This window comes from Rathayibacter tanaceti (assembly GCF_001634385.1).
Classification (GTDB): domain Bacteria; phylum Actinomycetota; class Actinomycetes; order Actinomycetales; family Microbacteriaceae; genus Rathayibacter; species Rathayibacter tanaceti.
This window is the reverse complement of record NZ_LIIN01000105.1, coordinates 1-10432: the sequence shown is the minus strand read 5'-3', so window position 1 is coordinate 10432 and position 10432 is coordinate 1. Positions and strand designations below refer to the sequence as shown.

Sequence of the window (10432 nt, the reverse complement as noted above, 5' to 3'; positions counted from 1 at the left end):
GGCGGCCCGAGCCGCTCCTCCGAGCGCCCGGAGCGCAAGCCGCGCTACTGAGCCCCCGCTGCACTCCGCCCGTCCGGCACGCGAGGGCGGAGTACGCGGGCCGCCGTCGGGGACGCCGCGGGCACGACGTGCGCGGCGTCCCCGTGTGGGCGCACGACGTGTCCGGACTCGACGTGTCCGGACTCGACGTGTCCGGGCAGATGCTCGCGGAATCGACGCGCGCGGGCTCGACGTGAGCGCGGACAGTGCGCAGGCTCGCGTCAGGCCAGTGCCGCGTGCTTCGGTTCAGGGGGACAGGCAGGCACGAGGCGGCTCGTCACGAGCCGGAGGGCGTCCTGCATCCGCTCGGAGCGGCCGGCGGCCGCGATGCCTGCACAGGGGCACCCGGCCGCACGGCATCGTCCGGCCAGCACCCGCAGGCAGGACCCGGTCCACCGGAGACGCCGGAGCGCAGCGTCGCCCTCGGCACGGCTCCCATCGGGCCGCCCGAGCGGGCGCGTTCAGGGATCGACGGCCTGCACCCGATCCGCGCCCACTCCCGCCAGGTTGACGACCGGGCGCGTCACGTTCTGACGGGTGCAGCCCTCGAATGGGCTCCTCCGTGGGCCCGCCCGGCCGGTAGCGCCCGTGTCGACGCCACCCGTGAACGGCAGGCAGGCGATCGGTGCGCGAGGGAGATCGAGAGCGAGGCGTCGTCGCTCAGCGCCGCAGGACGCGGCGCGCCAGGACGTTCCCGAGCAGCTGTACGAGCTGCACGATCACGATGATCACGAGCACCGCGGCCCAGGTCACCACCGGCTCGAACTGCCGGTAGCCGTACTGGATCGCGAAGTTGCCGAGCCCGCCCGCGCCGATCGCGCCGGCCACCGCCGACATGTCGATGACGGACACGACCACGAACGTGTAGCCGAGGATCAGCGGCCCGAGCGCCTCGGGCAGCAGGACGGTCCGCACGATGCGGAAGCGGCTCGCTCCGACAGAGCGGGCGGCTTCGATCACTCCGGGCTGCACGGTCAGCAGGTTCTGCTCGACGATCCGGCCGATGCCGAACGCCGCGCCGAGCGAGAGGGTGAAGACGATCGCGTCGGTGCCGATCCCGGAGCCGACCACGAGCCGGGCCAGCGGCTGCGCGGCGGCGATGAAGATGATGAACGGGATCGGCCGGAAGATGTTCACGATCACGTTGAGCAGCCCGTAGACCACGCGGTTCGCGTAGAGCGCCCCGCCGCGGGTCAGCGCGAGGCCCAGCCCGATCAGCAGGCCGCCGAGGCCGCCGAACAGGAGGCTGAGCGCCACGATGTAGAGGGTCTCGCCCGTGGCTTCGGCGAGCTTGGGCAGGAGCGGGATCAGCTCGTTCACCGGGGGACCTCCGTGAGGGCGACGCGGGCGCCGAGGCGGGCGAGGAGAGGGTCGACGACGTCGTCGGAGGCGTCGAGGGCGACCGTGAGATGCCCGAAGGCGCGCCCGCGGACGTCCGTGATGCCTCCGTAGACGAGTTCGAGCGGCACGCCGGCCGCCGCGATCTCGGTGAAGACGTCGCCCTGCGAGGCGGAGCCGTCCGAGAACGAGAGCGTGACCAGCCGGCCCCGGTGGCGCGCGCGCAGCACCGACGCCTCCGCAGGCGAGGGCACCGAGCGGACCACCGTCGACACGAAGCGGCGGGTGACCGGCTCGCGCGGCGCCGAGAACACGTCGAAGACCGGGCCGCGCTCGACGATGCGTCCCGACTCCATCACCGCGACCTTCGTCGCGAGCTGCTGCACCACGTCCATCTCGTGCGTGATCACGACGATGGTGACGCCCAGCTCCTCGTTGATCCGTCGGAGCAGGGCCAGCACCTCGCCCGTGGTGTCGGGGTCGAGGGCGCTGGTGGCCTCGTCGGCGAGGAGGATGCGCGGGGAGGCCGCGAGGGCGCGGGCGATGCCGACGCGCTGCTTCTGCCCACCGGAGAGCTGCTCCGGGTGACTGTGCGCCTTGTCCGAGAGGCCCACGAAGCGCAGCATCTCGTCGACCCGAGTGCGCTGCTCGGTGCGCGGGACTCCGGCGACCTGGAGCGGATAGGCCACGTTCTGCTGCACCGTCTTGGATCCGAACAGGTTGAACTGCTGGAAGATCATCCCGATGCCCAGGCGGAGGCGGCGCAACTCCCGCTCGGGGAGCCCGACGGTCTCGCGGCCGTCGATCTCGATGCTGCCGCTCGTGGCCGGTTCGAGGGCGTTGATCAGGCGCGCGAGGGTGCTCTTGCCCGCTCCGGAGTATCCGATCACGCCGTAGACGTCGCCCGCTTCGATCTCGAGGCTGACGCCGTCGACCGCGGCCGCCGGCTCCGCTGCGCGGGTGGGAGCCGGGTACACCTTGCGCACGTCGGTGAGTCGGATGAGCGGCACGGGGCGCCCTTTCTGTCGGTGTCACGGGAGGCGCCGATCCGGCCGGGCACCCGGTGAGGGGTCACGGCCGGACCGGCGCCTCCGGGCTGCGGCGGGAGGGGGAGGCAGTTCAGGAGCCCGCGCCGAGGTCCTTCTCCGCGGCCTCGAGCGAGGTCGTGAGCTCGGAGGCCGGGGTCTTCAGGAACACGGCGGTGCCGCCGGACTGCTCCGAGACTCCGTCGAGCACGTCCTGGCTGTCCTGGTAGATCGAGACGAGCTTCGCGTAGGTCTCGTTGTCGGCGTCGGCCGACCGCGCCGCGAAGATGTTCGCGTAGAGCAGGGCGGACGGATCGTTGGGGTCGTCCTGCGCGATCGCGTCCTCGGCCTTCAGGCCCGCGTTCTCGATGAAGTCGTTGTTGATGATCGCCGCCGCGACGTCGGGGAGCGAGGTCGGGGTGAGCGAGGCCTCCAGAGCGGTGACCTTGACCTTCGAGGTGGACTCGACGTCGTCCACGTCCGAGAGCACGCCTCCGCCGTCCTTCAGCTCGACGAGACCGGCCGACTGGAGCACCAGCAGGGCGCGCGCCTGGTTGGTCTGATCGTTCGGGATCGCGATGGTCGAGCCGTCCGGGATGTCGGCGACGTCGTCGTACTTCTCGGAGTACAGGCCGAGCGGGTAGATCGCGGTCGTGCCGATCGGCACGAGGTCGGCGTCGGCCGAGGTGTTGTACTGCGCCAGGTAGGCGATGTGCTGGAACTGGTTGAGGTCGATCTCCCCCTCGGTCAGCGCGGGGTTGGGCTGGTTGTAGTCGGTGAAGTCGACGATCTCGACGTCGATACCGGCGTCGGCGGCGGCCTTCTCGTAGGTGGCCCAGTAGGGGTCGCTGGCGCCGACCACGCCGATGCGGACGGTGTCGTCGCCTCCGCCCGCTCCGGCGCAGCCGGCGAGGAGGAGGGCCGCTGAGGCGGCGATCGCGGAGGTCGCGAGGAGTCGAGTGCGCAGGGACATGCTGGTGGGGATCCTTCCGTGGGGAGGATCCGAGCGGTGCCGCGTCCGCCGCGGTGCTTGGTCACCGCCGGCGCTGCGACCGGCCTCCGATCGCGTGACGCCGCGACAGCGCGGATCCCGGATCCCACCGTACGAAGGTGGTGGGAGGCGCGCGAAACGCGCGCGTAACACGGCGACTCGGAAGGCCGCTGGGTGGTCAGCTCGCGAGCGGTCCGTCGTCGCCGGAGGCGGCCTCGTGCCCCGCGATCCGAGTGGCGATGGCGTCGCGTTCGGCCCGGAGCGACGCGATCGTCGGCTTGTCGAGGCGCGGGTCGGCGATGTCGGCGAAGGGGCTCGCTGTGCCGGTGCGGGCCGAGACGAGCGCGGCGTACGCCTTCGTCGCCGCGCGCAGCTCGGCTCCCGCACGTTCGACCTTGCGCGGCTTGGACGACTTGTCCGAGACGAGTCGGGCGTGCTTGTCGAGGGCCTCTGTCAGCGCGCGATGCGCAGCGTCGATCTTCTTGCTCATAGGCGAATTATGTCGCAGGATCTGCGCCGGGCACCGGCGGAGTCGATCCGCTGCTCCCCGGTGCGGCCTTTCTCCGCGGGTGCACCGGCGGATTCTGAACGTCCATGGGGTCTCCTCCCACCTCTGTCATCGTTTCGGGACCTATCGTCTGTGACATCCGCGCTCCACGCATGTCCTGGACGAGGAGGCGGAGCAACCCGAGAGGGCCCGTCCCCTGATGCTGTTCAGCCGACGACAACTCCTCATCACGGCCATCGGCAGTGCGCCGGTGATCCTGGCGGGGACCGCTCCTGATCCGGCCTCCGCCTCGGCTCCGCCCGCTCTCGCGGCGACGATCGAGCCCGGCGAGGTCACGACCCTCCAGTTCCCGAGCGCGGACTTCTCGGTCCGCAGGTCCGTCGCGTACTCGCTGTCCGAGCACGTGCGGCTCAGTCGGCCGGGAGCGATCCGTGTCGTCGTCCGCTACGACAGCAGGCTCTTCGCGGCCGCAGACGGGGCCGTCGTCGCGCACGGCGACCACTACGAGTTCTGCCCCACCGACGTCTCGGAGCAGCGGCCGCCCGCGCAGTCGACCGTCTCGTACGCGGTGCCCGACCTCTCCGACGGTGACTCCGCGCCCCTGCTGTGCGTGGGAGTGCCGCTCACGGTCCGGGTCGCGTACCCGGCCGAGAACATCGATGCTCCGCTGCCGATCCAGGTGACGATCCTCGACGAGGCGGGTGCAGAGCTCGCGAGCGTCGAGTGGGCGGCCGCGGAGTCGCCGGCGGGCGCCCCGGCCTGGGGCGTCGAGCTGGCCGCTACCTGGGCCTCCATCGGAGACACCGCGATCCCGGGGAGTTCCTACCGCTACCCGCGCTCGATCCGCTGCACGAGTGTCGGCCCCGCCGCCATCCCCGCCGGCTCCGTCCTCACCCTCGATCTCGACGCGCGGATGGTCGCCGCGTGCAGCGTGACGGGCGTCACCCCGGTCCCGGCGCAGCTGCAGGTCGACGCGGCCAGCGGGCGGCCCGCCGTCCGCGTTCCGTGGGACTCCTCCGCCCTCGATGTCGCCGAGGCGGCGACCGATCAGCGCCGGACGCTCAGCGTCACGCTCAACCGGGCCGTCGAGGCGGGGGCGTCGATCGACGTGGCCGTCTCGGCGTCGTCGCCGGATCCCGTGCCCGCTGTGTCCAGCATCGTCTACGCCTCGGCCTCCTTCTCGGGGCCGGACGGGGCGCGGGCGACGGGAATGTCCGACCTGACCGATCTCACGGGCTCCGGCTCGCCACAGGTCGGCGGCGTCACTGCGGGAACGGTCTGAGAGGGAGAGCAATGGCGGACGAATGGGTCCTGAAGTCGCAGCAGTGGGTCAATTCGACCTATAAGGGGGTCGCCGGCTATTCCCCGGCGCCCGAGACCGGCACGAGCGGCTGGAGCACGATGTTCGCGCTCACCCGAGCGCTGCAGATCGAGCTCGGCCTGTCCGAGCACTCGGACAGCTTCGGTCCCGGGACACTGTCGGCGCTCACCGCCGCGTACCCCTCGATCACGAATGCGACGCCGAACAAGAACGTCGTCGCGCTCCTCCAGTGCGCCCTGTGGTGCAAGGGCTACTGGGGTGGGACGACCTGGAAGACGCTCGACCAGAAGACCTCGTCGGCGATAGCGCGGTTGCGCACCGACATGGGGTTCGCGGCGGCCGCGGACGTCACTCCCAAGATGATGAAGAGCCTGCTCACGATGGACTCCTACGTCCTGGGCTCCGGCGGCACGGCACTGATCCGCACGATCCAGCAGTCGCTGAACAAGCGCTACATCGATCGCGCTGACTTCTTCGTCCTCCCCTCCGACGGTCTGTTCTCGCGGGGCGTCCAGCAGGGACTCGTCTTCGCCCTCCAGTTCGAGCTGGGGATCGCCGACGGAGTGGCCACGGGCGATGTCGGGCCGATGACCCGGTCGAAGCTGAAGGACGCCGCGCCCACCACGACGCCGGGCACCGTCGACTCCACCGGATACCTCATCCACCTCCTCCAGGCGGGGCTGGTCGCCAACGGCTACTACACCGACGGCCCCTACGACGGTTCGTACAGCCCCGCCGTGGTCGCCGCAGTCCGGTCGTTCCAGGGGTTCGCGGCGCTGCCCGCCTCGGGGAACGCCGACTACGCGACGTGGTGCTCGCTCCTGGTGAGCTCGGGCGACCCCGAGCGGAGCGCGGAGCAGGGCGCGACCGCAGCCGACTGCAGCACCGATCACGTCACCCCGGCCCGCGCCCGGCTCCTCACGGACAACGGCTACAGGGTGATCGGGCGCTACCTCACGAACACTCCGGTCGCGGACTACAACGACAAGAAGATCCAGCCGGGCGAGTTGGCGGCCATCACCGGAGCCGGACTACGCGTCTTCCCGATCTTCCAGGAGGGGGGCGACGCCGTCGACGGCTTCTCGTACGCCCGCGGATTCGCGGCCGCGCAGAAAGCGCACGCCGCAGCCCGCGGCTACGGCTTCCGGGCCGGGGCGACGATCTACTTCGCGGTCGATTTCGACGCTCTCGAGACAGAGGTGAACAGCGCCGTCGTGCCGCACTTCCAGGGAGTGAAGGACGGCCTCGCGAGTGTCGGCAGCCGCTATGCGGTGGGGATCTACGCCGCGCGCAACACCTGTCGGATCGTGCGAGAGAAGGGGCTCGCGAGCCTGTGCTTCGTGAGCGGGATGTCGACCGGTTACAGCGGCAATCTGGGCTTCCCGCTGCCGCAGGGATGGGCGTTCGATCAGGTGAAAGAATACGTGATCGGCTCGGGCACCGATGCGATGAACATCGACAAGAACATCGCGTCCGGCCGCGACTCGGGAGCTGACGCGTTCGATCCGGCGCAGACGTTCCCCGACTACGCGGACTGGCTCTCCGGCAGAGCCGCGGCCTTCGCGCCGTCCGCCGGTGGAGTCGGCCCCGACGATCTGATGCTCCAGTTCCTCCGCTCGCCCCGCTACGCGGACGGGGTCTGGGAGCGGGCCGCGGGCCCCGTGAACCGGGAATTCCTCTCGGCGGTCGAGGGCGAGAAGCACGAGCGCGTGTTCCACACCATCGGCCCCGAGGTGTCCACGCTGATGCCCGTCGACCGCCTCGCCGCCGCGATGACCGGTGCCCGATGCTCCGGAGTGCCGACGGATCCGGGCACCTCGACCGTCGGCGACTTCCTGGGCTGGGCGGGCGATCTCACCCGGACACTCGTGGAGTACACGCGTGCACGGAACTCGGGCGAGCGCCCTGATCCGTACGACTTCGGCCGGGCGGCGATCGGCCGACGCGGGAGCTTCGACGCCGGTGCCCATCAGGCCGACGTCGACGGCTGCGTGCTCGGTCTGCTGACGGCCGGGGGCGCGACTCCGGTCGCGTCAGCGCTGCGCAGCTACTACGCCGACGGGTACCGCACGAGGTACCGGCGGTTCCTCGACGCCCGCTTCGGCGGCAGCGCCGAGAAGGCCTCGGCCGCCGCGGCGCACTGGTTCACGACCACGGACCCCGCCGTCGCCGACGTCCGCACCGCCTTCCTCGCCCTCGACGAGAGCCGGATCGAGGGATCGACGTCGCACACCGACGACGAGTTCCGCGCCCTCGCGAAGGCCTGGGCCGACGACCTCACCGCCCGCGTCAGCGGAACGTGACCGCCCCGGGCGCGCTGTGCGCCCGCCGCCGAGTGCGGAGGCGGTGGCCGCCCGCCGTGTCCAGACGTCCTGCGGAGCTGGGCCGGGTCGTGTTCGAGACGGTGACGGAGTTCGCCGCGGGGAGCCCCTCGTCGGACGATTCCACCCTCGTGGTGCTCGCCGGTGCGGAGGGGCGCTCGTGAACGTGCTCGTCCGCTCGCGGCTGCAGCTGGAGCCCCGCGTCCTCGCCGTCCGGTCGGTGGGCGACTGGCTGCGCGAGGCGGCCCAGCGGCTGGATCCGGCGGTCGCCGCGTCGCTCCTGGCGCGCGCCGAACTGGCCGTCCACGAGGCGTGCATCAACGTCATCGACCACGCCGGTCTGCCTTCCGGCGCGGTGATCGACCTCGACCTCGTGCTCGAGGACGACCGGCTGACGGTACGCGTCACCGACGCGGGCGCCGACTTCGATCTCGCACGCGTGCCGCTCCCCGCCCTGGGTGCCCTGCAGGAGCGCGGCTTCGGCGTGAAGATCATCCGCTCGCTCGTGGACGGGCTCTCTCACCGCCGCACCGCGGCGGGCAACGAGCTGACCCTGACCTTCGACCTGGGACGCGATCGTGCCTGACGGACTGGGCATCACGATCGAGACCGCACCGGGCGCACCGGTCAGGGTCACCCTCGCCGGCCGCTTCGACGTCGCGGAGGCGCCGCGAGTCCGCGAGGCGGTGCTGCAGGGCCCTGCGGCTGCGGCGCCGCACCTGGTGATCGATCTCAACGCCGTCACGTTCCTCGACAGTGCAGGGCTCGCGGTCCTGGCCCGCGCTCGACGCGATCGCGCGCTGACCGGGGCCTCGCTCGTTCTGGTCCGGCCCGTCGCGGAGGACGCGCTGCGCATCTTCCGGCTGACACGGTTCGAGGACCTGTTCACGATGGTCGACCGGGAGGAGGCGCCGTGACCCCGGGACGCGCTCTCGTCGTCGACGACGACATCGTCTCGCGACTCGTCCTGAGCCGTCTGCTGCGGCGCTCGGAGTGGGTCGTGGAGGAGGTGGAGGACGTCCCGGAGGCGCTCGCGGCGCTCGCGGGCGGAGTGTTCGACCTGATCGTGTCCGACTACCGGCTCTCCTCGGGGACCGGCATCGACATCCTCGCTTCCCTCGACGGGCTCGCGGATCCTCCGCCGTTCGTCCTCGTGACGGGGATCCTCGAGCGGGTCGCGTGCCGTCGGGCGTCGAGACGGAGGTTGCTGCGCGTCTCACGAAGCCGGTCAGCTCGGAGGCGCTCCGGCGCGCGATCGTCAGCATCGAGCGCGAGCGCCGGCTCTGACGGCGGAGAACTCTCGACTCCCGCGTTCTGGCGCGCGTGTCGCTCTCCACCGCGTCCATCGGCCCCGACGGCACACCGGTTCGACTTCTGCGTGAACGCTCCTGCCCGCCGAGCCCTGCCGCGTGGTCGGGACTCCCTGATGCGCACCGATGTCATCGCCGCGGACCGAGAGTTCCGCAGAAGCCTGGGAGAGGAGGAGCGGCTCGAGAGAGTCGCGGCCGGCGGTGATGGACCCGTTCTGCTTCAGTTGTCGGGGAGGTAGTTCCAGTTGCCGGCGAGGAAGTCGTTGTGGGTGTCGGTGTCGGGGCCTTCGAGGTCGACGGTGTCGCCGATGCTCCAGTGCCAGGGGTCGTTGTCTTTCCCGCCGAGGATTTCGAGGGTGGAGCCGTCGTCGAGGGTAAGGATGGGGTCGTAGGCGTCGGCTTCGCAGTCGATGCGGACGATGGTCCGTCCCGTGAGGCTCGCGAACGCTGTCGTGAACGCGTCGCGGGGGTGTTCGCCGGTGACGCGTCCCGCGGGAGTGGTGAGGGCCCAGTCGCAGTCGAGATCCAGGCGCCAGTCGGGGCCGGTGAGGGTGGCGGTGGGGTAGTGCGGGGACGCTTCGGTGATGGCCAGGGGGAGGGTGGCGTGGAGAAGGTCGCGGTCGGTGACGCCCTCGTCCTCCGGAGGCCGCGGTGTGGTGTCTGTCATGGTGTGCTCTCTTCCTGGTCGTTGCCGCGGGGGACGATGCCTAAGCGGGCTTGCGCTTGCGCGAACGTCTCGGGTTCGGCTATCTGCTTCGCCTTGTGTACTTGTTCGAGGATGTAGGAGGGGCCTGGGAAGAAGTCGTCATCGAAAGGATGTAGGCCGTAGGTGGCGCAGTAGTCGGCGAGCATCTCGGGAGTGAAGCGGTCCGCGATACGACGGTTCGTATAGGCGGAGACCTCCTCGAACGGCAGCGGGTCCCCGTAGGTGTGGAAAGTCCAGCGACTATCCTGCGTCAACTCGATCACCCTGATCGTCTCCGCGAGACCCGCAGACCGGTCCGGGTCTGGACGGTGCACGACAAATTGGCGAGCGCCGAATCGGGCGCGTTCGCCGGTCGTGGCTTTCTGGGTTGCGACGGAGATGCCGCCGGCCAGGAAGGCTCCGGACGCGGCTCCGACGAGAGCCATTCCGGCGAGGGTGCCGACTCCGGTGAACATCAAGGCGACGCCCGCGACGACCATGGCGCCGGCGGCGACGTATTCCCAGGTGTTCGACCACCAGTGGCCTGCGGCGGCGAATGCGCCGTTGTTCCCGTCGCGGTAGGCGCGCAGGTCCGCGTCTGTGACTGGCCGGAGGCCGGTCGGGTCGAGGGCGTGGAGGGGATCATTCCCGGCGCAGGAGTACGGGTTCCCGGACCAGCCTGCACCGGTGACCGCGTCGAGGGGGCCCACGGTCAGGAAGCCCCGGGTGGCGGGGTCGTAGGCGCGGTGTCCGAGCCATTGCAGGCCCGCGACCGAGATGCCGCCGCTCCCGGTCAGGCCGACGCCTGTGGGCAGGGTGATGCCGGGTGGGAGCGTGTCGGGTGCGGCTGCGCCCCACGGGTCTTCGGCGCTCGTCGCGCGCTCGGCCCGCCAC

At 71.0% G+C, this 10432-nt stretch carries 13 protein-coding genes; 7 read left to right on the top strand and 6 right to left on the bottom strand.

Annotated features, from left to right (window positions below; genetic code table 11):
• Positions 1-236 (top strand): hypothetical protein (locus ACH61_RS18480; protein ID WP_236713663.1); only part of this gene is annotated, 236 nt, incomplete at its 5' end.
• Positions 237-699: 463 nt separating this feature from the next.
• On the opposite strand, the gene ACH61_RS11865 is transcribed toward ACH61_RS18480, so the two are convergent.
• The 4 genes from ACH61_RS11865 to ACH61_RS11850 form a co-directional block, all read right to left on the bottom strand.
• Positions 700-1359: a methionine ABC transporter permease gene (locus tag ACH61_RS11865; protein ID WP_068212306.1), complete on the bottom strand. Its 660-nt coding sequence runs from the start codon at positions 1357-1359 to the stop codon at positions 700-702.
• Complete coding sequence (locus tag ACH61_RS11860) at positions 1356-2387, bottom strand: methionine ABC transporter ATP-binding protein (RefSeq protein ID WP_068212305.1); 1032 nt, start codon at positions 2385-2387, stop codon at positions 1356-1358. Before ACH61_RS11860 ends, ACH61_RS11865 begins: the two co-directional genes overlap by 4 nt.
• Before the next feature lie 109 nt (positions 2388-2496).
• The gene (locus ACH61_RS11855) at positions 2497-3375 is read right to left on the bottom strand and encodes a MetQ/NlpA family ABC transporter substrate-binding protein (protein WP_068212303.1); all 879 of its coding nucleotides are present in this window, start codon (positions 3373-3375) and stop codon (positions 2497-2499) included.
• 196 nt (positions 3376-3571) lie between these two features.
• On the bottom strand, positions 3572-3883 hold the full coding sequence (locus ACH61_RS11850) for a hypothetical protein (protein ID WP_068212301.1): 312 nt from the start codon (positions 3881-3883) through the stop codon (positions 3572-3574).
• A gap of 217 nt (positions 3884-4100) precedes the next feature.
• Between ACH61_RS11850 and ACH61_RS11845 the strand changes: the two genes are divergently transcribed.
• From ACH61_RS11845 to ACH61_RS11825, 6 genes are read left to right on the top strand one after another with little or no spacing between them, the layout of a single operon-like run.
• Positions 4101-5183, top strand: coding sequence for a hypothetical protein (locus ACH61_RS11845; protein WP_068212299.1), 1083 nt, complete (start codon positions 4101-4103; stop codon positions 5181-5183).
• A gap of 11 nt (positions 5184-5194) precedes the next feature.
• A complete protein-coding gene (locus ACH61_RS11840; RefSeq protein ID WP_068212297.1) occupies positions 5195-7525 on the top strand; it encodes a glycoside hydrolase domain-containing protein in 2331 nt (776 codons plus the stop codon).
• Positions 7526-7581: 56 nt separating this feature from the next.
• On the top strand, positions 7582-7707 hold the full coding sequence (locus ACH61_RS18865; RefSeq protein ID WP_269085077.1) for a hypothetical protein: 126 nt from the start codon (positions 7582-7584) through the stop codon (positions 7705-7707).
• Positions 7704-8129 carry an ATP-binding protein gene (locus ACH61_RS11835; protein ID WP_068212296.1) on the top strand — a complete coding sequence of 142 codons (426 nt, stop codon included), beginning with the start codon at positions 7704-7706 and terminating at the stop codon, positions 8127-8129. The genes ACH61_RS18865 and ACH61_RS11835 overlap by 4 nt, the downstream gene beginning before the upstream one ends.
• Positions 8122-8460 (top strand): STAS domain-containing protein, encoded by a 339-nt coding sequence (locus ACH61_RS11830; RefSeq protein WP_068212289.1) that lies wholly within the window; start codon positions 8122-8124, stop codon positions 8458-8460. The genes ACH61_RS11835 and ACH61_RS11830 overlap by 8 nt, the downstream gene beginning before the upstream one ends.
• Positions 8457-9092, top strand: coding sequence for a response regulator (locus ACH61_RS11825; protein WP_068212287.1), 636 nt, complete (start codon positions 8457-8459; stop codon positions 9090-9092). Before ACH61_RS11830 ends, ACH61_RS11825 begins: the two co-directional genes overlap by 4 nt.
• On the opposite strand, the gene ACH61_RS11820 is transcribed toward ACH61_RS11825, so the two are convergent.
• Positions 9074-9520 carry a hypothetical protein gene (locus ACH61_RS11820; protein ID WP_068212285.1) on the bottom strand — a complete coding sequence of 149 codons (447 nt, stop codon included), beginning with the start codon at positions 9518-9520 and terminating at the stop codon, positions 9074-9076. The genes ACH61_RS11825 and ACH61_RS11820 overlap by 19 nt on opposite strands.
• A partial coding sequence (locus ACH61_RS17475) for an RHS repeat-associated core domain-containing protein (protein WP_201787607.1) occupies positions 9517-10432 on the bottom strand: 916 nt, incomplete at its 5' end. The genes ACH61_RS11820 and ACH61_RS17475, both read right to left, overlap by 4 nt.